This is a genomic window from Hassallia byssoidea VB512170 (genome assembly GCF_000817785.2).
Taxonomy (GTDB): Bacteria; Cyanobacteriota; Cyanobacteriia; order Cyanobacteriales; family Nostocaceae; genus Hassallia; species Hassallia carrinoi.
The window spans coordinates 38,294-61,624 of the sequence record NZ_JTCM02000023.1 but is presented as its reverse complement, the minus strand read 5'-3'; the positions used below and the strand labels follow the sequence as shown (position 1 = coordinate 61,624).

Sequence of the window (23,331 nt, the reverse complement as noted above, 5' to 3'; positions counted from 1 at the left end):
ACGTTCCGGTGGAACGTCTCTACCAGAAATTAGAAATTTTAACCTTTATATTCAGCAACGCCGATATTTTCATATCTAATTGGGAACAATAAATAGGCAAACTCGTATTTATCCCAAATTAAGCAATCATATCATGTCCGCCATTATTAATCTAATAAAAACATCCCAACTGTGGTGGAGATGTTCCAACGGAACGTCTCTACAATATGCATGATTTGCCGGACACGCTATTAAATGCACCTTCATCATATCTTCATCTGTTCAAGCCAAACAGCAACAAATGTGACAAACTTGATACAAATAAATTTGTTAAGAATAATAACAACAGTTTGAAAAAGGAAACATTTCTTATGACATCACTTGACAATCAGCCACCCCATCAGGTAGTAATCGTTGGTGGTGGTTTTGGTGGACTTTATGCCGCGAAAGCCTTAGCCAAAGCTTCAGTAAACGTTACGCTGATTGATAAACGGAACTTTCATCTATTTCAACCGCTGTTGTATCAAGTTGCGACAGGTGCGTTATCTCCGGCTGATATTTCTTCGCCATTGCGATCGGTGTTGAGTAAGAGTAAAAATACAAAAGTGCTGCTAGGTGAAGTGAATGATATCGATCCAGAAGCGCAAAAAGTGATTTTGGGTGATGAAGTAGTACCTTACGATACGTTAATTGTCGCTACAGGTGCAAAGCATTCTTACTTTGGTAAAGACGACTGGGAAGAATTCGCACCCGGTTTGAAAACTGTGGAAGATGCGTTGTTAATGCGTCGTCGCATCTTTACGGCATTTGAAGCTGCTGAAAAGGAAATAGATCCAGAAGTGCGGCGTGCTTGGTTAACATTTGTAATAGTTGGTGGTGGTCCAACCGGTGTAGAATTAGCAGGGGCGATCGCCGAATTAGCATACCACACGCTGAAAGAAGATTTTCGCAACATTGACACCAGAGAAGCGCAAGTTTTGCTTCTCGAAGGTATGGATCGCATTCTCCCACCCTTCGCACCCGAATTATCAGTTGAAGCGGAAGCATCTTTAACGCAGATGGGTGTCACAGTACAGACAAAAGCATTGGTAACGAATATAGAAGATGATGTCGTTACCATCAAACAAAACGATGGGGTAACAGAGATTGCCGCAAAAACGGTATTATGGGCAGCAGGTGTGAAAGCGTCGGCAATGGGAAAAGTTTTGACAGAACGCACTTTTGCGGAATGCGATCGCGCTGGACGAGTGATTGTTGAACCCGACTTAAGTATCAAAAAATATCCGAATATTTTTGTAGTTGGCGATTTAGCGAATTTTTCCGATCAAAATGGTAAACCTTTACCCGGTGTCGCACCGGTAGCCAAGCAAGAAGGAGAATACGTAGCTTCACTGATTCAACAAAAACTTAAAGGTAAAACTTTACCACCGTTTCACTACATTGATCGCGGTAGTTTAGCGATGATTGGGCAAAATTTAGCCGTTGTGGATTTAGGTTTTATTAAACTTACAGGTTTCTTAGCTTGGCTATTTTGGTTATTGATTCACATCTACTTCTTAATTGAGTTTGACAACAAATTAGTAGTGATGATTCAGTGGGGCTGGAACTATTTTACTCGCAATCGCGGCGCAAGATTGATTACAGGTAAAGAAATGCTCCAGGAAATAGAAGTTGAAGACAATAACGGTTATTACAAATCACTGAAAAATAAACAGGCAGTTAACGTTTAGAGAACAATAAAGTTTTTTTGTCAGAATCCCGGTTTCTTCAAGAAACCGGGATTCTCTTTGTTTCGGGATTCTCTTTGCTATATTTTAGACCATATGCCCAATGCTGTCTTTTAAGATATTACTTATTTATTTGGTGAAAACCAGTACATTAGATTTAGGGATTCAAAAATAAACTGATGAAAGCAAACGCTTCTAGTTTTGCATCTATCGTAGGGGAAGATAATGCTGTATGTTGGGAAAATATCGAATTTAGTCGCCAAGAGCGTATTCTACAGGCGATAATGCCTGGAAGCGTTCCTAGTTGCATTGTCTATCCTCGCACTACCGAAGAATTAGCACAAGCGATCGCACACGCTCACCAAAATAACTGGCGCATTTTAACTTGCGGTAATTGTAGTAAAATCAGTTGGGGCGGTTTAGCAACTTGCGTTGATGTTGTCATCAGTACCGAACGCATTAACCAACTAATTGAACATGCAGTTGGGGATTTGACTGTCACCGTAGAAGCGGGAATGAAATTCTCAAAGCTCCAGGCTATTTTAGCAGATCGTCTGCAATTTCTCGCCCTTGACCCTACCGTACCAGAATCAGCAACTATTGGTGGAATTATCGCCACGGCTGATACAAATTCTTTGCGACAACGCTACGGTGGTGTACGCGATCAACTTTTGGGTATTACCTTTGTCCGTGCTGATGGACAAATTGCCAAAGCTGGGGGACGTGTGGTGAAAAATGTTGCCGGCTACGATTTGATGAAGTTGTTTGCGGGTTCATATAGCACACTTGGGATTATAAGTCAAGCAACTTTTCGAGTTTATCCGTTGCCGGAGATATCGGGGACGGTGGTGCTAAGTGGTAGGGCTGAGGCTATATCTCAAGCTGCGGAAACTCTGCGAGGTTCGGCACTGACACCAACTGAGGCTGATTTGCTTTCAAGTCAAGTTGTGTCTAATTTAGGTTTGGGTAAGGGTTTGGGTTTAATTGCTCGCTTTCAAAGTATAGTTGAGAGTGTGAAGGAACAGTCAAACCGACTTTTGTCAGTAGGGGAAAAGTTGGGTTTAGAAGGAACGATTTATTCTGCGGCAGATGAAGTTGATTTATGGCAGAAATTACGAGAGCAAATGCATTCTGGTGTTAGGGATGTAATTATTTGCAAAATCGGAGTGTTACCTACTGCTGCGGTGGAAGTTTTGACTTCGGTGGAGATGGGGTTGGTTCATGTTGGTAGTGGTTTAGGGGTGTTGCGGTTTGAGGGTGAAGGTGAGGTTGTCAAGATGCGATCGCTCTGTGAAGGTAATAGTGGTTTCCTCACTATTTTGTCTGCACCGATTGCGGTAAAACAAAAAGTAGATGTGTGGGGATATAGGGGTAATGCTTTGCAGATTATGCGGGGTATTAAGGAACAGTTTGATGGGAAGAATATTTTAAGTCCTGGTCGTTTTGTGGCGGGGATTTGAAAAACGAACCGCAGAGGGGCAGAGGACACAGAGATAGAGAGGGGAGAGGTATGCAGATTTCAGATAATACAGATACAAATTTAAATAATAATACGGCTAGTTTGAAGAATTTGAAAGGGTTTGATGAAAACAATCCGCCTGAGCCGAAGTTGATTGATAGTTGTGTGCATTGTGGGTTTTGTTTGTCAACTTGCCCTAGTTATAGGGTGCTTGGTAAGGAGATGGATTCTCCGCGAGGAAGAATCTATTTGATGGATGCAATTAATGAGGGTGAAATTGCGCTAAATGAAGCAACAGCGCAACATTTTGATTCTTGTTTGGGGTGTCTTGCTTGTGTGACTACTTGTCCTTCTGGTGTGCAGTATGACAAGTTACTTTCGGCAACTCGTCCGCAAGTTGAAAGGAATTATCCGCGCAGTTTGCCTGATAGGTTATTTCGCCAATTGATATTTTCTCTGTTTCCTTATCCGAACCGTTTAAGATTTTTACTGGTTCCATTATTTGTCTATCAAAAGTTGGGTTTGCCAAAAGTTGTGCGTTTTACTGGTTTACTTGAACGCATTTCTCCCCGCTTGGCTGCAATGGAATCAATTTTGCCGGAAGTTACTTTAAAATCTTTTCAAGATAATTTGCCTACTGTTATTAAGGCAAAAGGTGAAAAACGTTATCGTGTGGGCGTGATTTTGGGTTGTGTACAACGCTTATTTTTCTCACCTGTAAATGAAGCTACGGTGCGAGTTTTAACGGCAAATGGTTGTGAGGTTGTGATTCCTAAATCTCAAGGTTGTTGTGCAGCGCTTCCGGAACATCAAGGACAAACTGAACAAGCGAAGGCTTTAGCGAGACAGATGATTGATAGTTTTGCTGACACTAATGTGGATGCGGTAATTATCAATGCGGCTGGTTGCGGTCATACTTTAAAAGAATACGGTCATATATTAGAAGATGACCCAGAATATCGCGAAAAGGCAAAGGAATTTGCTAGTAAGGTAAAGGATGCACAAGAGTTTTTGGCAACAATTGGTTTAACGGCGAAACTATTACCAATTGCTGAGAAACCATTGAATTTAGTTTATCAAGATGCTTGTCATTTATTGCACGGACAAAAGATTAGCGTGCAACCGCGTCAGTTATTACGGCAAATTCCAGGAGTGAAGTTAAGGGAACCAATAGACGCGGCTTTGTGTTGTGGTAGTGCGGGAGTTTACAATATGCTGCAACCGGATGTTGCTGATGAATTGGGCAAGCAAAAGGTGCAGAATTTATTGAATACTAATGCTGATTTAATTACTTCTGCAAATCCTGGTTGTACGTTGCAAATTACTAAGCATTTAAAGTTGCAGGGTAAGGAGATTTCGGTGATACATCCGATGGAATTGTTGGATTATTCGATAAGGGGTGAGAAGTTGCGGTTTTAATATCAAAAGCCCGCCTATGCGGGCTTATTTTTACGAAAATAAGAAAATTCGGCGTTGCTGAATCCGGGTATGAAAATTATTTTACACAATACCAAAATCCTTGTAGAGACGTTCCAGTGGAACGTCTCTACATCCGGATTCATGCATCAATTCAGCAATGCCAAAAATTCTATTCGTCAGTTTTGCCATCGGGCATGATAGCACCACTAAGCTTTGTTTCTTGAAAATTTACACCAGTTAAGTCAGCATCTTTGAGGTTAGCTTTTTCTAAGTTAGCTCTATACAAATTGGCTCCACGCAAATTAGCTGAAGTAAAGTTTGCCTCGCTTAAGTTTATGCTACTTATGTTTGCGCCACAGAGGTTGGCTTCAGTAAAATTAGCTCCACTGAATTCTCCACTCAAGCTAACACCAAGTAAATTAACTTTAGTCAGGTTAGCATCTGTAAAATTTGGCTGGGAATTCAATTGGGCATTTTTCAAATTGGCTTCACTCAAATCTGCTCCTCTTAAGTTTGCATTACTTAAGTCTGCTTGCATTAAATTTGCTTTCTTGAGGCTGGCAGCTGCTAACTTTACACTACCAAGTTTTGCTTTATTCAAGTTAACTTCATTTAAATTAGCCCCAGTTAAATCTGCCCAATGAAGTTTTGCTTCAAACAAATTAGCTTTACTCAAATTTGCTTCAAGAAGCTTTGCATGGTTCAAATCTGCTTGAGATAAATTTGCTTGACTCAAGTTGGCTTCACTTAAGTTTGCACTTACTAAATTAGTTAAGCTCAAGTCTGCTCCTTGCAAGTCAGCCCCAGCTAAGTTAACGTTATTCAGATTAGCCCCTGCCAAATTAGCATTTTGCAGTGACACACCTGGAGCAATTAAATAGGCTCCTGCTTCAGCAGCATTAAAATTTGTAGGAAAGACAGTTGCTATGTCGTAATAAGCGTGTTGCAGGTTTACTCCTTCAAGGTTTGCGCTTTCGAGATTTGCTTCAATTAGCTTTACCTTGCTGAGATTCGCATTACTTAAGTCTGCTTTCATCAGCTTTGCTCCTCTCAAGTTAGCACCACTCAAATTAGCTCTTGTTAAATTTGCACCACTTAGGTTGATTGACTCCCAAGCGACATCACAGAGATTTGCACCACTCAAGTTGGCTCTGCTCAAATTGACATTAGTACCTAAGGAACTCTTACTTAAATTGACTTTTATTAAGTTAATCCCTGTAAAATCTCTTTCACCTGCGTTACGACGCTTCCAAAACTCCTCAGCACTAACAGCTTTACCTAACTTCTCTTCCTCTTTCGCATAAGTTATATCTACCAACCATATCATTCTCTCTAGTTTGAATTCCTCATCACTTAAAGCTGTAACTATTCTCTCTTCTTGCGCTTTTGTATCAATATCTTGTTCAAAAATCGGTGTCGCTATTTCTGCATTATCAAGAATCATTTCTGTAGTTGCTGTATCCACAACATCAGTCACAGTCTCTGAATCCTGCAACTGCCTTTGTAAAGCGGAAACTTGCGACTGCAAAACTTGCAAAGAGTCAATTTCTGAATGCTGATGAAGTTGTTGTTTTAAATCTTCTAACTGGCTTTTAAAGCCTACAAAATATTTATGTAGAGCTTTATAATTTTGTTCTAACTGTTCCATTTTGGAAATTAGGGAATTTACATCTAGTTGAGAATCTGAGTAATTCATCTATCGTTAACTGTGGTGTACTTAGTAATACTGAGTTTATTTGTATGCAACTCTGTATTTAAGTTGCCCTAAATCATGCCCAAAGTAACAATATTTACTCTTTACAACTTTGTTATTTTGTGCAGTATATATTAAATACAATTACACCCCCACAGGCAACTTTACATGGGTGCGATCGCACGAGTGCCACTACAGTTTTACCCTCATAAAGTGCGATCGCACCACGACGCACTAATTTGACGAGTTGATTATCGGCAGCAACAGAGGATATCTGCACTCTTATAAATCCGGGTTATCTCTGCGTTCATAAATCTCAATGTAGAGGAGATTGTCGTTTATGATTTCACGCACCCAAATTTAATGTTCTACCAGAGGTAAAAATAAGATTTATATACTTGTCAGAAATCTACCACAAGGTATTTATAACTAAAAGCGATCGCCTCTAAACTTACAAGACGAAGCTTATTTTTTATACAAATCGTTATGGTAGATATTTATATTCTCAAACTACTTTTCATTGGTCTACTTTTGCTATTGGTGACGCTAGGTTCAGGCTTCATTTCCCGCTTACCTCTTTCCTTTGCCCTCATCTATCTAGTGGTAGGTATTTTAGTGGGACCTTATGGTTTAGGGCTAATTAAATTGCGTCAAGAGGGAGCATTTAATGCTGAGATACTAGAAAAAATAACCGAATTTGTGGTGATTGTTTCCGTATTTGGCTGCGGCTTAAAAATCGTTCGTCCGCTACGTTTAAAAGCTTGGGATATAACGACGCGGTTGATTGTATTTTTGATGCCAATTTCCATTTTTGCGCTAGCTGTGGTGGGCAAATTCTTTTTAGGTATGAATTGGGGAGAGGCAATTTTATTAGGAGCAATTTTAGCACCAACTGACCCTGTTTTAGCATCAGAAGTACAACTGACAGATACAAATGACCAAGATGAGTTGCGCTTCGGTTTAACTTCTGAAGGTGGTTTAAATGATGCTCTAGCTTTTCCCTTTGTTTATTTTGGCATTCATTCGTTAAAAGATGATAATTGGAACAACTGGTTGAAACAATGGGTTGCAGTTGATTTAATTTGGGCGATCGCTGCTGGTATCGTTATGGGAATTATCGTTGCCAAAGTAGTAGTTTGGTTCGATAAAAAAGTTCAAAAACGCCGTCGTGTTGATGAGACGATGGAAGATTTTGTAGCCATCAGCACGATTTTGCTAACTTATTCATTGACAGAAATTGTTAATGGCTATGGATTTTTGGCAGTCTTTGTTGCTGGACTAGTTGTAGAGCGTAGTTACAGAAATCCGGAAAAACCATTGCAAGAATTAAAATTTGTAGAGCGAATTGAAAAGCTATCGGAAGTCGGAACAATTTTAATATTGGGGTCGATATTATTATTTAAGCCGATGCTTGATTATGCTGGTCAATCTTTGTTAGTGATAGTAGTTTTGTTCTTTGTGATTCGACCTGTGGGAGCTTGGATTAGTACAATTGGTAAGCGATCGCCAGAGTCGCGTCACCGGAAAATGGACTCACGAACTCGCTGGCTATTTGGTTGGTTTGGTATTCGCGGTGTTGGCTCTTTATATTATTTGGCTTACGCATTTGGTAATGGTTTAAAAGACAAACTTGGCGAGCAAATTGGCTGGATTACCTACACAACTATTGTTGTTTCAGTAATTGTACATGGAATTAGTTCAACTCCATTAATGAATTGGTACGAGCGCAGAATTGCCAACCACGAAAATGCAACTCCCCCCGCTACAGTTGATGAATTTGAGTGAGGGGGAGGGGGAGAGGGGGGGATGGGGAGAGGGGGGAGACAAGGGAGACAAGGGAGAGGGGGGAGACAAGGAAGACAAGGGAGATGGGGGAGACAAGGGAGAGGGGGGAGACAAGGAAGACGAAAAGACAAACTCCCCCTTGTCCCCCCTGTCCCCCTTGTCCCCCCTGTCCCCCTTCTCCCTTACACCTCTACTTCCCTGTCACCTTTTCAATCACTTCTTTAGCTTTTTCACCGAAACTCTCTGGGGGATTTTGTGCTTTTTCAGCTTTTACATTTCTTTCGTAAGCCTTCTCCATTGTATTAAGGCTTTTACCGTCTTTTATTGCTTGTTCGTAAGCCTCTTCTCGCTGTTCTTCGCGAAAACCTGCGGCTTCGTTGCGTTCGTAAGCGCGGTCAATCTTTTCTTGTGGCGTTGGTTTATACTCTGGAGGTATCAGCTTCAATTCTTCAAGTGTGGTTGCATAACTAGGCTGCTGAACCACCATGAATAAACCGGACAGGCTAATAAAAATCATCAAACCAAAAACTAAAATGCTTGAAAGTAGTGCTTGCTTTAAAGTTAATAAAATTCTTCGCATGAAAAAACCCTCCTAATTTTCTGTTTTGAGCCTTTGTTTTGCGTAAATAAGGCTCACAGGCATCCTAAATGTTTCATGACAATTCTTCTTCTATCGGAGGATACATTAATTTTTGGCTATAACCAATTGTGATATATCTTAATTCCTCGGCTTTGCACTATATATTCAAATAAATCTGTTGGTAGTGCTTCTTCTACAGGAAAAACGCCTGGTTTATTAAGTTTGCCTTCTAATAATAATTGAGCAATACTACCTGTCCCAGAACCCGAAGCCATTGCCGTATTTTGATGCAATAAGTCTGAGCAAAAAATACTTGTCTCACCGTTTTTTTGCCCTGTAACTTCTGCGCGAACTGCTACCCCAATACCAGTAAAGTTATTAGTCACATCCGTCAGAAAATGACTTACATGAGCCAAAAATTCGATAGTTCCACGCTTGTGCATCAACCATTTAGGAAACACATGAGCAGTGATCCAAGTCATGTGATTGTAAAAATCGGGAACTGAGCCAAACTTAGTTATTACAGTTTTGATTGATGGGAAAGCGTGGGGTAATGTGAAGGTTTCTGGCATATCAAACCAGTAAACTCCAGTGCGTCCGTAGGGGGGGAGAAAGTTAACAGCTTCCCGTTGGCTATAAGGCTTAACTGTTTGCCATTTGCCGTCTATCCAAGCATCAAAAGGATGTTGCAACCCTAGAAATGTTGTCCGCATCACAGTGACACCAGCACCACCAGAACCAGATACTAAATAACTCAAATGTATTTTTTCGGCTGTATCGAATTGCTCGACACCTTGACGTACCATGCTGTTAGAAATGCCGGGAAAAATACCAGTATTAACAATTGCCGTGACACCAGCGGCAGCGGCTTGTTCATGATATTTTAAAGCCTTGCTGGTATATGAACGGTGATCGCTAACATCTACATAGTTGACACCTTGTTCGATGCAAATTTTCAGAACATTAGCATCGCGGTAGTGAAATGGACCGGCACAGTGGACGACTAAATCGGCAGAGGCGATCGCACTTTGCAATTTGTCAACCTCCGCTAAGTCTAAAACCAGAAATTTCCATCGCGGATCGCTAATTTGAATCTCAGGCGATCGCCCGGTAATGGTAATTTCCGCCTGCGTGTGGGTGGCTAAATCCTGGGCAACACTACTGCCGATCCGCCCCCGTCCTCCAAGAATTAAAACCCTTTGTGTCATCGATCTAGCATTGGCAACACTGTTTTTATTACATCAATTTTCACTTATCTTTGTCATCAGCAACAAGTATGGATATCGCCTACTCAAGAAGGAAGATATTTAAATCTCACACCAAGACACCAAAATACTAAATCTTTCTTTGCTACGAGTGCGACGGACACATTCCTCAAGTCGAGCCAGCGCCTTGCGGGGGTTCCCCCCGTTGTGGCGACTGGCGTGGCAGAGCCGCCCACGGAAGTGTCCTCGTCTTGGCGTGAGATTTAAAAAATTATCCCCGCCCCAAGACAGATGCAACAGTAGACTTGAGAGAATCTCCTGCATCTTTGAGAGACTGTGACACAGGTTGGCGATCGTGCAAAAACATCCGCGCACAGTTGCGTCCCGGTAAACCAGAAATCGAACCCCCTGGATGAGTTCCCGCACCAGTCAGATATAAATTATCAATCGGTGTTTTATAATTAGCTATTTCCGGCAGCGGACGGAAGCACAGCATCTGTTCTAAAGTCATGTCGATGTGGTAATAGTTTCCTCCGTAAGTCCCCAGACGTTGCGCCAATTCAGCAGGGCTTTCCACATGACGGGCAATAATTGAATGTTTCAAATTGGGCGAATACTGCGCCAGTTTATCCAACACTTTGTCTGCAACTTTGTTTTTCAATTCATCCGTCCAACCGGTACCCTTTAATCCCGTCCCTTCTGCACCGGCGATTTGATAAGGGGCAAAAAACTCAATCCACAGCGTATGTTTGCCTTCAGGTGCCATTGAAGGGTCGAGTCCTGTAGGCATCACCACATACATCGATGGATCTTCATCGGGAATTTTGCCCAGAGTAATCTCGCTATGTGCCTGTTCCACATGGTTAACCGAATCTGCAATCAAAATCGAACCAATCAGGTATTCATCTTTGTGTTGGTGATGTTCAAAGTGCAGCGGTTCAGATAAAGCACAATCAATTTTCAGGATGGTTTCATTGTTGTTGACAATGCGACGGTCTAATCTTTCTCGCAGATTTGCATCAGCAGTATCCACATCACCTGGATCAATGTGTTGCAAAAATAACCGCTTGGCATCAAGACTGGAAATTACACCTTTGTTAGCGCGATATTCCTTGCCACCAGCAACCCTTACACCGACAGCTTTACCGTTATCTACTAAGACTTTTTCCACCTTTTGGTCGGTAAGAATAACGCCGCCTTTACTTGTCACGCATTTAACCAAAGCTTTCGTGAGTGCGCCCGTACCGCCGCGAGGACGTGCCATACCTGGGTTATGACGCAACGCCATCATCATCGCCCCGAAAGACATGGCTTTTTGCGAGGGAGGGGAACTTAGTTCTGCGGATAGTCTAGCAAGGGGTGCTTTGACAAACTCAGAATCAAAGTATTCGTTGATATTATCTATCGGACTGCCGAGAAGCGTGCGAATTAAATCTAGGGTGGTGTTAGTACCGCCAAGAATTGAAAACAAATCTGGCAAATTTTTCAGACCGTAGCTACCAACAATGTCTACAATTGATTTGGGTGCTGCACTGAAAAACGGTCTAACCGCTTTTATAAATCTTTGCCAAAATTCAGTGTATTCTGCATATTTTTGAGCATCTCTCTCGCTATAACGGGCAATTTCTGCACAAGTCTTTTCTACAGATTTATGTGCTAAGAAATACTTGCCATCGGGATGAGGACAAAATGCCACCGGATCGCATTCCAAATATTCCAATCCGTATTTGTGCAATTCTAATTCTTGAATTACTGGTCCTAGGAAAATAAATAGGTGATTAATCGCGCAGGGGTTAAATTTAAAACCAGGCGCTTCTTGAGGCATAAGTTCTTCAGTTGTCGCACCACCACCGGGAATTGAACGAGATTCCAGTAGCAAAACGCTGTATCCTTCTTGAAGTAGATATGCGGCGCAAACTAAACCGTTATGTCCGGCACCAATAATTACAACATCATACGCTTCCATAATTGCAACTTGGGGAATAGGGTATATTCCCCGATATTAGAAAGCGGTTAAGAAATCTTAATCTTTCGCTAGTTATAATCACAGCTTAGACATTTTTTTAATTTAACTTTTTTTAGCTATCAGTCTGTAGGAGGATGCCACCCGCTGTTTGACGGCTGTTGATAACTTTTAACTCAGTGGTGTTCGTTTAGCATACCAGGCATGAATGAGAAGGGTCTGTAAGAACAATACAGGCGTATAAAAGCCGCTTGATGCAATGATTGACTCGACTTCAAGCGGCGGTAGCACAGCAGCATCCCGACCATAAGAAGCATGAAATTTTTCGACTTCCTCAGCGGGTATATCAGATTGCCTCAGCATTCGTAGCCAAACGTCAAGAAGACTTTGGTAAGCAGCAGTGGACATATCGGAAGCCAGATCAGCACTGACCAAATATCCATCAGGGCGAAGTCGTGAAGCGATTTCACGGAAAAAGTTACGCCGCGCTTCTAGCTGCATAAAAAAGTGAGAAACCAAAAGGCAAGTCGCTGCATCGAAAGGATCTGATGCGGGCAGTGAATCGAGATAACCTTCATGAAAAGTGCAGCGTGAGGCGATGCCACACTCTTCGGTGCGCTGTCGGCAAATGTCGAGCATAGGCTTGGCAGGCTCGACTGCGGTGAACTGCCACTGCGGAAATGCTTGGGCGAGGTCAATCAACTCCGAACCGGTTCCCACACCGACACAGAGGATGCGTGCCTCGGCAGGAAGCTCAGAAAGTATCACGCGGATGAGCAGATGAAGCGCGTCACGCATGGGAGCCAATTTAGCGAATCTTTTATCGTAGGAAGAAGCGCGTTCTTTATCAAAAACAATGGATGATTTTTGATTTTGCATAATTAAAGCGATTGAGGTTGCAACAATTATTTTACACGATTCAATGTTGTGCCGCTGTTAAAGCTGTGCGTAGCCGCAGAACTATTTATTATGTAGAAGCAGCGACAGAATATTCGCCATTAACTCTTTTAGTAGATGGTAGATCAAATCCTGTTTTAAGAGTAACAAACTCTTTCAAGAAGATTTAGTTGAGATTTATCATTAAACTATTATTTACCAAAATCTAACTCATTCTTTGCACCTTGTTTTGGCAACGCGCTCATATTTATTGTCACCGCTTCTATTATTCCACTCATCCCTAACTAAACTTTTAAATAAAGACAGAGAAATAACCGTTATATTTATCAAAATTTGAGCTTTTGTAAAATCGCCCCTTATTTATCTTCCGCATTTACTCTACACCTTGTAACAAGTTCGCTAGAGGTGAGGTATGACCGCTATTGAATCAGAATTATTGCCTCTTCAACCTTCGTGGAAAGAGCTTTTTGCAGTCCTTGCCCAACTTTCTCAATCAGTTGGTCAAAAGCCTCTTGATTAGCTGTCAGTTGTTCTCGAAAAACCTTCTCTAATTCAGGCTTTATTGAAACGCACATATCGTCAATTTTCCTGTCGCTCAAAAAAGTAGAACGCATCCAACTGGGGACATCAATATTTGTCTTAATTGCCTCTTTGACACTTTTGCGATTTAGCTCCATTCCTGCTGCCATTACTGAAGCTCCATACACCAGTGCAATAGGCAAAGTCAAGTGTCCGGTTAGTATTAGAGTGATGATGCTAGCGATAGTGCCTCCACCAATTACTACATTAACGATAAACGCCACTGTGTCGGCAAGGATAGCATCTCCAATTCGTAATTCTGGGTTGACAAAAGTTGGATCAATACTATCTTCAAATCTTAAACTGCTTCTAGGTATCTGATATTTTCGACATATTGGGTCGGTTTCTGCGGCTAAGTCGGGTTGGATTTTATTGTTAAACCAAGAAGTGCATTGATTGTTAATTATCTGCTGAACGCGATCGCTTATTAACCACTGCTCTGCCCGACTCTTCATAGATATTTCCAAATCGGCTAAAGTTCGTATTTTGTTTTTCTGCCAGTCTTTTAAATTTTGTTTAACTGCGTTTTCAATCAAATCATCTGCTAACGGTTTAGTTAACGATTGAATTAACTCCGGGATATGTTTCTCAATCAGATTTTTGAGCAAGTTTTCGTCAAATAATTTGTTGACTTCTTGTTTGAAAGCAGTGGCACGCAGATCCCATCGTCCTACTCGCGCTAAACCCAGCGCAATACACCGTTCTGGTTCCGGATCGGGTCGAAGAAGCGTTTCTGGTTCGCTAAACATTTCTTGACAAATTTGGTGCGTAAACTTCATGCGAGATGCACCCCCAGTCATCAGCACAAGTTTCGGCACGATGTCTTGTTTGTCCAGCTTTTCTTTTGCCTCGGTGACAGCTTCTTTAAATGATTGAATCCAACTTTTTTCCCTTAATTGGGGTAAAGGTTGGTTCAATATTTCCTCCATAATCAATTTATTAACTTGGGGAATAAAATAAATTTGTTCGTTAATAGATTCAAAGCCACGCGCAAAAGATTCAGGATCGCTGTATAGCTGTTCATTAGAAAAGTAATCTTCCTTAGCTTTGCGGCAAGCAAGTTCACAACGAGCTTGGTGATGTGGATATTGGGCAAATACTTTTTCTAGTAAGGATGATTGCTCGTGTTTGGCAACAGTGCGGGCAAAAATAGCCTTGTCAATTAAAGATGCTCCCAAAGCGTTACTTCCGAAATCTATCGGGACTTCATGTAAGCTCTTAACCAGGGTAAAATCTGTGGTCGAAGAGCCAATATCGACAATTAGTACTGATGATTTGAGTTTGTCATACTCCAGCTTACCGGCTTCCTTGGCTTGCATGAAAGCAGCCCGCGATTCGGGTACAACATTCAGATGGGGAATGCCAGCTTCTTGAAGTAACTTTTGGTATTCTTCTCGTTCGCTAACAGACCATCCGGAAGGGCAACCAACGTAAAAATAGTTACTTTCTCCACCTTCAATTTGTTTGCTTTCTTTCAAAAGGTGGTAGTAGGTTGCTAAAAAAGTGGTAATTGTTTCTCGATATTTTGGATCGTTGTTTGGTTTTTGCTTGAAAGAAATTTTCAAGCTTGTAACACCAGCTTGAATTAATGCTTGTTCTCCAACAAGATAACCGAGTTGGGGATGCCAACCAAGAGCGGTAATTTGGTTCTTCTTATTATTAATCTCAAGCATCTCTGGGGGTTCGATGCTTTCCACTATAGCTTTAGCTACAGCTGTTTCACCGTGTCCCAAATCAAAACCGATTATTTCTAATGTTTTTAAAATAGACATACTCTTATTATTTGTTATTCTCGGTTATTGGCGTGGACGCTGGCTCAATTACCCGTCCGCGTCTGAGCAAGCGATCGCCTTTCAATAAAGCGGGAGTTATAGTCACGTAATCTTTGCTGTCAGGGTCGATACTTGGCTCGAAGTCAAAATACTCGCGATCGCTATCGGGTTCGTTTGGTCGGTAAATCTGAGCAAAAATTCCCTGCTCCATTAAAATTTGTGGCAGAAGTTTCGTTAGTGCGATCGTCATTTCTGGTTTATCAAGTTTTGATGCACCCATTAGCCTTTGAATAAAATTCAATAACTCTGGCAGTTCTTCTATGCTGCGATCGTCTTCATTTTTGTTTTCTTCTTTAACTCTAGCGACTGCTAGGTCAATCGTGTTGAGAGCATCGGCAAGGTTATCTAGAAGGACTTTGCTATCAACCCGTAGAATAGGTTGGGGTAATTTTAATAGCTCAGATGAATTATTTTCCTGGTTGTCTTTGTCGAGTTGAAGCACAACTTCCAGCCCTAGAAGCACAGAGGTTAGCAAGATAGCCATCCATGCAAAAGGGCTAATTTTAGTTAAGGAAAACAACGAACCTAAAATGCCTATATAAATTAGTCCCTTTAGCAGTTTTAGGATTAACCTGTTAGGGGAAAACTTAGTAGTTTGGTTAATAATTTGCTTTTGCTCTGTGGGAGCAACTTGAGGAAAGTTAGCCGCAGCAAGAGTGGCAATGGACTGCCGCAGCGTATCCAAAAAAAAGGAAGCCAAACGTACTTGAGCGACATTTAACTCGCTGATGTAAATTCTTTCAAAATTATCGAGTCGGTTCTGAACCAGCTTAACTACCTGCTCGACACTGATTATTTTGTCAATATCTGTCTGGAGTTGGTTGCGTTCTTCGCTAAAAAGTGTTAGTAGTGTTTTCATCGCATCAAGACTTTAAAGTTACTAATAAGTAGAATAATTTAAAGCATCCGCACTTAAAATGATTTTGTAATATCAAGTCAGGTTAATCACTTATAAAACATTCTTGCTCACACAACGAGCGTAGAGCGATCGCATGTTGCAAGCGTTGCGCGGCAATCTCCGAAGTTGATATAATTTATTCCAAGTCGTCAATATTAAAACGATCAACCAAACTTTTAATTTAAACTGCTATTTTGGGTTATGCATTTTCAGCAGCTATGAGTTGCTCTGCTTGCAGGTCAACATATAAATTTTTTTTGCCTAACTCAAGTTTAAATGGGTCGTGGGTAATCGTACATCTATCCTTGAGTAGGGCATTTTTAAAAGTATTGTGGTAAACAAAAAGGCAGTAGCCCTATTTAAAAGTATTCCCATATCAAGATCGAAAGTACCCTTATGCCACAGCGTATCCTGTATACTGCCTAAGTTCAGGTTCTCTAAAACCTAATACAATGTGGTCTTTAGGAATTCCAGCTTTTGTCAAGTCATCGGCTATACCATGTTCAGTTCCATCGCGCTGAATCCAGATTTTGCCATTGATGATGTCAATATGAACTATACAACCATGAACCCTGCGTTCTCCATCCCATCCCACATTTATCAGTAAATAACGGTTATTTGTACTATCAAAAACAACTTCACTTTTAATGTCACCGTATGCATAGGGAATAGCAGCATACTCAGCTAGTATCTTCTCGATAATTTGCCGATAACTTTCTAGGGTATCCATTTGAGAATAACCTCTGTGTGAGGGTCAAATACAATTAACTTGACACGACCTTTATTTAATAATAGTTTACCAATCGGTTATTCAAACAGATCGGTGTAAACTGAATTGCGGATAGCAAGGTATAACACTCGTTCTGGCTCTCTTTCTGAGAGAATATCATAATAAAGAATGTACTGTCCCAGTGCTTTTTCTAAGTCATCGATATCAGAACGACCAACAAAACTTTTGATTTCGACTGCTATCTTGCGTTCTGCGTTTTCGGCAGCGATGAGTTGCTCTGCACCCAAGTCTACATATAAATCTTTTTTGCCCCACTCAAGTCTTAGAGGATCGTGAGTAATCGTCCATCCATCCTTGAGTAGAGCATTTTTGACAGTGTTGTGGTAAATATCGCGTGAAGGCATTTAAATTTCTCTTATTAAGATAATTTTATCCCATGCGATCGCTTTTCCACCTTAAGCATCCTCTGTCACATCAAACACGACTTTTAACTGTATATCGGGCATGGTGCGACGAAGAAACAGAAGATGTCCGTCTGCATCAGACCGAATGCGGAATCTGGCAATAATAACCCATTGATTACTGTCCAATAGACGAGCGATCGCCCAGTTGTTCAAGCGCTTTCTGTAAGACATAATTTAGTTGTCTCCATTTTTAGTGGAGCCAGAGCCAGCACACCGGAGCCTGAGAAACTTGGAGTGCTGGCTTTGACTTTTTGGTGGTTTTTATAAAATAACACTAATATGACACTAATATGATACTAATATGTGACTAATGATAACCAAAAAGGCACACAAATGTACGATAGAATCGACCATAATGCACAAGAAACCGTGAGCAAACGACTTAATCTAACCTTGCCTGATGCAGTTTTTTATGCATTAGAGCGCTGGGCAGATGCTGAAGGAAGACCTACCGCTAACTTGGCTGCGTTTATTGTGGAGACAGGAGTTAAACAAGCCGAGGCAGAAAACAAAATCCCCCCAGCGCCAAAAAAAGCTGAGGGGAAGTGAGAAATAATGGTGCGTTAACGAAGTGTAACGCACCCTACTGGACTGTTTCAGCTAATTTGGTGCATTAGGTTTTCGGTTTTTTAGCGCTATGAAGTGCAACTACGAACTTTCTCTATTGCCCTATTTTAGCTGAAACAGTCCACTACTTTACTGATGTCTATCTCACATATAAATATATATATGCTTTACGGTAAATCCATTGTTGCTGGACCCCATTCATTGGGAATACCTAGTTCCTTTATTTTAAAGTATGCTTGTAATATAATTGTCTTAGGTATTTTATTTAATGGTGAGCCAAATGGCAATCGATACCCTTCTTTGGCAATGAGTAATTCTTCTTGCGAAGAGACTATTATTTTAGCATATTCTAGGCAATCTATTATAGATTTTACAGAATAAGATTCGTTAGGATAATTATTTAAATAAGTTTTATTTTTTTTAGCAACCCATACTAGCCTATCACCCGGATATATATCAATAATTTCAGTTAAAGAACGATTTTTCTCTAAAATATTTAAACCGAAATCAACCAAATTTTCATAGTTAATTAAATCATCATAATCATCAAACTTGCTTTTTATCATCAGCCGATCACCTTCTCTACATTGCCATACATTAACACTGGGTATTTCATTACAAAAAATTGATAATAAATTTTTATGCCTAAAACGAAGAATATAATCATTATTCTGACATGCCCATCTAAGTAACATATTTTAATTTAATCTATGTATATATTTATTAATTTTCCTTTGAGGATATATTTTACCCTGAGTTACTTCTTGAACTTTTAATATTGCCTCTTGAAGAGGTAATTTAAAAAATTCTCGTCTTTTATTATGACGATATTCATCAATATTTTTGTGTATAATTTTTTCACAGAAATGACAATCAAAAACATATTCGTAATACTCTACAATAAATCTTTCTGGCAAACCAGTGCCTGATAATTCTTTTGCTCTTTCTTCTGGAGTTCTTGTTGTCTTCCCAATTTTTAACTCATTGGGAAAAGCCGGATTGGAAAAAATATATATAAAGCCTTTGCGTCCAATCATTTTTAAATCATTGTTTATTTATTATTTAAATAATAAGATTTTAAATATAAAGTTGGCAATTATTTTGTATCAATCAATGTAAAGAAATGAAAAAGCAGCCCATAATTTTTTAGGGCTGCTTAGTGCCAAATTTTAGCGAAATCCTAATTAATCTTAAACGTTGACAGAATCGAATCCCGCGCATCCTTCAAAGTCTGAGTAATTGGATGCTTTGCCTGCAAAAATACCCGCGCACAATTGCGTCCCGGCATCCCAGAAATTGAACCACCTGGATGAGTTCCCGCACCAGTCAAAAAGAGATTATCAATTGGCGTTTTGTAATTCGCTATTTCTGGCAAGGGACGGAAAAATATCATTTGATCTAGGGTCATATCAACGTGGTAATAATTCCCTTTGTACGCGCCCAATCTTTCACCTAATTCGGCTGGACTTTCGACGCGACGGGCGATAATTGAATTTTTCACATTAGGTGAATACTGCGCCAATTTGTCAACTACTTTATCTGCGACTTTGTTTTTCAATTCATCAGTCCAACCGGTACCTTTCAAACCTGTGCCTTCTGCGCCGGCGATTTGATAGGGTGCGAAAAACTCAATCCATACTGTATGTTTGCCCGGTGGTGCTAATGATGGATCTAACGCGCTAGGCATTACTACATACATCGATGGGTCAGAATCGGGAATCTCTCCCAAGGTACATTTACTATGAGCTTGTTCAACGTGTCTCACGGAATCTGCAATTAAGATAGAACCAATCAAATATTCATCTTTGTGTTCATGGTGTTCAAAACGTAGCGGTTCATCTAAAGCCAAATCTATCTTCAGGATAGTTTCATTATTATTAACAATACGACGTTCTAATCTTTCCCATAAATCTGGATCGACTGCATCAATATCGCTTTTATCGGTCATTTGTAAAAATAACCGTTTGGCATCGATGTTAGAAATTACGCCGTGTTTAGCGCGATATTCTTTGCCACCGGCAACCCGTACACCAACAGCTTTTTTATCATCAATCATCACTTTATCAACGTGCTGATCTGTGAGGATAACGCCGCCTTTGCTGGTAACTAAATTAACCAAAGCTTGCACGAGTGCGCCAGTACCACCGCGAGGTCTAGCCATACCTGGGTCGTGACGCATTGCCATCATAATTGCACCAATGGCGATCGTTTTTTGTGATGGTGGGGCACCGAGTTCTGCCGCAAGTCTTGCTAGGGGTGCTTTGAGAAATTCTGAATCAAACCACTCGTTGAGGATATCCTCAGCGCTGGTTAGCATGGTGCGAACAAAGTCCAGCGTTTTCGATGGGGAACCAATGACAGAAAATAAATCTTTCAACTTGGCGATATCATAGTTGCCCAGAATATCTAAAACTGACTTTGGTGGTGCATTGAACATGGGAATCATTGCCCCTAGCGCGTGCTGCCAGTATTTTGTATATTCTGCGTACTTTTTGGCATCTCTTTCACTATAACGGGCAATTTCTGCACAAGTCTTTTCTAAAGACTTATGTCCTAAGAAATACTTGCCATCGGGATGGGGACAAAATGTAACTGGATCGCATTCTAAATATTCCAAGCCATATTTTTCTAATTCTAATTCTTGAACAACCGGACCGAGGTGAATAAATTCGTGATCGATCGCGCAGAGATTAAATTTAAAACCCGGTGCTTCTGGTATACATTCTTCAGTTGTCGCTGCACCACCAGGAACAGAACGCTTTTCTAGTAGCAATACGCTATAACCAGCTTTTAACAGATAAGCTGCACAAACCAGCCCATTATGTCCTGCACCGATAATAACTACATCATAAGTTTCCATAATTGCAATATTGAGTTAAGTAACTCTTTTAATATTACAAAAGGTAAAAAAAAATTACATCAATCGGCAGTTATATAAATCACATTTTATTGTAAACAAAAACAAAGTATCAATATAAAAGCATAAAAAAACGCAGAAGTAAATGTATAATACATTCTTCTGCGTTCAGTCTATGCGGATTAAGTCTCTATTTCACATTTTCGGTATTTGCTTGATATAAGTTTCTACCAAAGTTTTTATGCTTTCCTTTTGCACTTCCATATTTTTGATTTGGAACGCCATACCATCAAATTGAATATATGGTAAATTCACAAGTTCTTTTACCTTCTGCATTAATGCCGTAACTATTTCCAGTGAAATGCCATCTCCTTCAGTGCAAGTGAAACTTTCCAGCATTATTGGTTGCGTCTGCGTGCGTGGGCGAATCAACGCCGTGAAACTTAACTGATTTGTATTACCTTTTTCGTGTATTGATACCGTTCCATTAAATTTAATTTTGCCATCGCCAGGTAAAAATATTTGTATTTCTTGCGGCTTCAAACTGACAATTTCGCCATCTACATTCAAATCAAAAGTTGGGATTTTGCTGCGAATGTAGTTTGATGTCAAGGCGCGATTAATATCTGCTTCTTTTAATACAACGCGAGCTATACTTTTTACTGGTTGGTTCAGTTCAACTTCGCCAAAAATAGCACTGAAGAGATTGATATCAACTTTATCTGTTTGCAGTACTAATTCTTCTAGACGGACATCTTTTTGCACCACGAGTCCTTTACCTGAAAAAGAAACTCCATCCGCTTGTCCTTGAAGTAGTTTCCACAGATCGCTTTGCACATCTACTTCTATTTTATCTGCTTGATCCAATTGGCTAGACATCTGCATTTCTGCTGCTTTGCTAACCGCTTGTTCTTCCAAGCGTTGCTCTTGGTGCATGGCTTGCCAATCTCCTTGTATGCTGTTACTCGTTAATCTAGACGTTGGCGAGCTAAAAGCGTATCTGTAATAGGGAATATTCAACTTGGCGGATGGGGGGAGATGAGAAAGTGGGGGAGATGAGGGAGATGAGGGAGTAGTTATTCCTAACTCCTAACTCCTAACTCCTAACTCCTAATTCCTAACTTTTAACTTGTCTTTAACAACCATCCGCACACCACCACTAGGGACTATGGTAATACCTCGGCGTGTTGGATGTACCGGACGATTATTAGTGAGTGCTAGCTGAAAATTTGACAAGATTGTAGCTACTATTAACTTCATTTCATACATGGAAAATGCTGCACCTATGCAACCGCGATAACCACCGCCAAAAGGTAGATATTCATAAGCTGAAAATTTAGAATTGAGAAATCTTTCGGGTTGAAATTTCTCTGGTTCTGGGTAAGTATCACTGCGGCGATGTGCTAAATAAATGCAGGGTACTAAAATTGTTCCGGATGTATATTTTTCCCCGGCAATTTCGACTTTATCTTTTACCATTCGCGGTGTACATATTAAGGCAATAGGAAAAATTCGCAGTGTTTCTTGACAAACAGCAGTCAGGTAAGGAAGTTGCGCTAAAACTTCTGGATTTCCTGCATCAGCTACATCTAATTCCTGGATTAACTTATCTTTTACTTCTGGGTGCGCGTGAATCAAATAAAATACCCAAGCCAACACTGCTGCTGTTGTTTCATAACCTAATAGCAACAATGAAACTAATTGATCGCGTAATTCTTCATCTGTCATCTGCTGCCCGTTTTCGTCACGCGCTGACATTAGCAAACTGAGAATATCTGTACGCGAAGCATCATTTTCGATGCGTCTTTCCGAAATTTCTGCATATATGAGTTTGTCTATTTCTTCTCGCCTTCTGATATAATTTCCCCAAGGACTCCACGCGCCTAAATTATTTTGCAATGGCGGAAAGAAAAATAAGCTAGAATATAAAGGTTTCGTGACATCTTCTAATAAAGAAGTCAGTTGTTCTTTTAATTGTTGATAACGTACACCCGGACTAATACCAAATACTACTTGTAAGATAATTTGCAAGGTAATATCTGGCATAACTTTCTGCATAGATATCACTTCACCAAAAGTCCAATTTTTGATAACTTCTTCAGTAATTTGACAAATTAATTCACCGTAAGATTTTAGGCGATCGCCATGAAAAGGCGGCATCAATAACTGTCTTTGACGATTGTGCGATCGCGTCTCCTGCAAAACAATCGATTTTTCCCCAAACAGCGGCTTAAAAACATGAGTCGCTTTCTGAAAATCCAACTCCTTCGCCGGCACCGCAAAACATTCAGAAATTGCATCCGGATGACTAAAAAACACCACCGGCGGCGAATTTATCCCCAAAACCCTGACACTAAAAACATCCCCATACTTAACAGCACACTGATCCAAAAACCGCGTCGGATTAGCAATTAATTGCAGCGTTTGTAACAAAAACCTCATAATAAAACTTTACTCTCTCTTCTCTTACCTCTGTGCCCTCTGCGCCTCTGCGGTTCGTTTTCTAGAAATTCCCCTTCGTGTCCTTTGCGTCTTCGTGGTTAAATAATATATTTAAACCGCGTTCGCCCTTGGCGTCTCCGAAGGAGAAGACACGAAGAGCGCAAAGAAAGAAAAACCTTATTTTACGCTGTTAGTTTAACAGGGCTATGCAGGCACAGCCCACCCCAACAAAGCCTTAAAAATATATCAAAAATC

The 23,331-nt window shown here is 40.5% G+C and carries 21 protein-coding genes and 1 pseudogene; 5 read left to right on the top strand and 17 right to left on the bottom strand.

Going from position 1 to position 23,331, the window contains the following annotated elements:
- Positions 1-350: 350 nt before the first annotated feature.
- From PI95_RS13005 to PI95_RS12995, 3 genes are all read left to right on the top strand, one after another.
- Positions 351-1,709 carry an NAD(P)/FAD-dependent oxidoreductase gene (locus PI95_RS13005; RefSeq protein WP_039743989.1) on the top strand — a complete coding sequence of 453 codons (1,359 nt, stop codon included), beginning with the start codon at positions 351-353 and terminating at the stop codon, positions 1,707-1,709.
- A gap of 176 nt (positions 1,710-1,885) precedes the next feature.
- Positions 1,886-3,166, top strand: coding sequence for an FAD-binding oxidoreductase (locus PI95_RS13000; protein WP_039742888.1), 1,281 nt, complete (start codon positions 1,886-1,888; stop codon positions 3,164-3,166).
- A gap of 50 nt (positions 3,167-3,216) precedes the next feature.
- Complete coding sequence (locus PI95_RS12995) at positions 3,217-4,584, top strand: (Fe-S)-binding protein (RefSeq protein ID WP_039742889.1); 1,368 nt, start codon at positions 3,217-3,219, stop codon at positions 4,582-4,584.
- Between the two features lie 169 nt (positions 4,585-4,753).
- On the opposite strand, the gene PI95_RS12990 is transcribed toward PI95_RS12995, so the two are convergent.
- Positions 4,754-6,280 (bottom strand): pentapeptide repeat-containing protein, encoded by a 1,527-nt coding sequence (locus PI95_RS12990; protein ID WP_163518853.1) that lies wholly within the window; start codon positions 6,278-6,280, stop codon positions 4,754-4,756.
- A 112-nt stretch (positions 6,281-6,392) separates the two neighbouring features.
- The gene (locus PI95_RS12985) at positions 6,393-6,557 is read right to left on the bottom strand and encodes a hypothetical protein (protein ID WP_163518852.1); all 165 of its coding nucleotides are present in this window, start codon (positions 6,555-6,557) and stop codon (positions 6,393-6,395) included.
- A 206-nt stretch (positions 6,558-6,763) separates the two neighbouring features.
- On the opposite strand from PI95_RS12985, the gene PI95_RS12980 reads away from it, so the two are divergent.
- A complete protein-coding gene (locus tag PI95_RS12980) occupies positions 6,764-8,062 on the top strand; it encodes a cation:proton antiporter (RefSeq protein ID WP_039742892.1) in 1,299 nt (432 codons plus the stop codon).
- A gap of 190 nt (positions 8,063-8,252) precedes the next feature.
- Here the strand turns inward: PI95_RS12980 and PI95_RS12975 are convergent, their stop codons facing one another.
- The 10 genes and pseudogenes from PI95_RS12975 to PI95_RS12930 all read right to left on the bottom strand — a co-directional run bounded on the left by PI95_RS12975 (position 8,253) and on the right by PI95_RS12930 (position 17,381).
- Entirely contained in the window at positions 8,253-8,642 is a 390-nt protein-coding gene (locus PI95_RS12975; protein WP_039742896.1) for a hypothetical protein, read from the bottom strand.
- Positions 8,643-8,758: 116 nt separating this feature from the next.
- Positions 8,759-9,850: a saccharopine dehydrogenase family protein gene (locus PI95_RS12970; protein ID WP_039742898.1), complete on the bottom strand. Its 1,092-nt coding sequence runs from the start codon at positions 9,848-9,850 to the stop codon at positions 8,759-8,761.
- 268 nt (positions 9,851-10,118) lie between these two features.
- Complete coding sequence (crtO, locus tag PI95_RS12965) at positions 10,119-11,813, bottom strand: beta-carotene ketolase CrtO (RefSeq protein ID WP_039742899.1); 1,695 nt, start codon at positions 11,811-11,813, stop codon at positions 10,119-10,121.
- Positions 11,814-11,981: 168 nt separating this feature from the next.
- Positions 11,982-12,689, bottom strand: a complete 708-nt coding sequence (locus PI95_RS12960; RefSeq protein ID WP_039742902.1) for a class I SAM-dependent methyltransferase — start codon at positions 12,687-12,689, stop codon at positions 11,982-11,984.
- Between the two features lie 437 nt (positions 12,690-13,126).
- On the bottom strand, positions 13,127-15,058 hold the full coding sequence (locus PI95_RS12955) for an Hsp70 family protein (RefSeq protein WP_039742904.1): 1,932 nt from the start codon (positions 15,056-15,058) through the stop codon (positions 13,127-13,129).
- Between the two features lie 7 nt (positions 15,059-15,065).
- Positions 15,066-15,977, bottom strand: coding sequence for a hypothetical protein (locus PI95_RS12950; RefSeq protein WP_039742906.1), 912 nt, complete (start codon positions 15,975-15,977; stop codon positions 15,066-15,068).
- Between the two features lie 238 nt (positions 15,978-16,215).
- Positions 16,216-16,344, bottom strand: a pseudogene (locus PI95_RS36775) (element excision factor XisH family protein); the annotation flags it as partial.
- Between the two features lie 66 nt (positions 16,345-16,410).
- Positions 16,411-16,746, bottom strand: a complete 336-nt coding sequence (locus PI95_RS12940; protein WP_039742915.1) for a XisI protein — start codon at positions 16,744-16,746, stop codon at positions 16,411-16,413.
- A gap of 77 nt (positions 16,747-16,823) precedes the next feature.
- Positions 16,824-17,150, bottom strand: coding sequence for a XisH family protein (locus PI95_RS12935; protein ID WP_336507210.1), 327 nt, complete (start codon positions 17,148-17,150; stop codon positions 16,824-16,826).
- 51 nt (positions 17,151-17,201) lie between these two features.
- Positions 17,202-17,381 (bottom strand): hypothetical protein, encoded by a 180-nt coding sequence (locus tag PI95_RS12930; RefSeq protein WP_039742918.1) that lies wholly within the window; start codon positions 17,379-17,381, stop codon positions 17,202-17,204.
- Between the two features lie 132 nt (positions 17,382-17,513).
- Here PI95_RS12930 and PI95_RS12925 point away from each other — a divergent pair, with 132 nt between their 5' ends.
- Entirely contained in the window at positions 17,514-17,759 is a 246-nt protein-coding gene (locus PI95_RS12925; protein WP_336507209.1) for a ribbon-helix-helix domain-containing protein, read from the top strand.
- 185 nt (positions 17,760-17,944) lie between these two features.
- Here the strand turns inward: PI95_RS12925 and PI95_RS12920 are convergent, their stop codons facing one another.
- From PI95_RS12920 to PI95_RS12900, 5 genes are all read right to left on the bottom strand, one after another.
- Positions 17,945-18,343: a hypothetical protein gene (locus tag PI95_RS12920; RefSeq protein WP_163518851.1), complete on the bottom strand. Its 399-nt coding sequence runs from the start codon at positions 18,341-18,343 to the stop codon at positions 17,945-17,947.
- A 132-nt stretch (positions 18,344-18,475) separates the two neighbouring features.
- Positions 18,476-18,814: a GIY-YIG nuclease family protein gene (locus tag PI95_RS12915; protein WP_052324871.1), complete on the bottom strand. Its 339-nt coding sequence runs from the start codon at positions 18,812-18,814 to the stop codon at positions 18,476-18,478.
- Between the two features lie 143 nt (positions 18,815-18,957).
- Positions 18,958-20,637: a beta-carotene ketolase CrtO gene (gene crtO / locus PI95_RS12910; protein WP_039742922.1), complete on the bottom strand. Its 1,680-nt coding sequence runs from the start codon at positions 20,635-20,637 to the stop codon at positions 18,958-18,960.
- Positions 20,638-20,829: 192 nt separating this feature from the next.
- Entirely contained in the window at positions 20,830-21,570 is a 741-nt protein-coding gene (locus tag PI95_RS12905; protein WP_039742925.1) for an LmeA family phospholipid-binding protein, read from the bottom strand.
- 174 nt (positions 21,571-21,744) lie between these two features.
- A complete protein-coding gene (locus PI95_RS12900) occupies positions 21,745-23,076 on the bottom strand; it encodes a cytochrome P450 (RefSeq protein ID WP_039742928.1) in 1,332 nt (443 codons plus the stop codon).
- Positions 23,077-23,331: the final 255 nt, after the last annotated feature.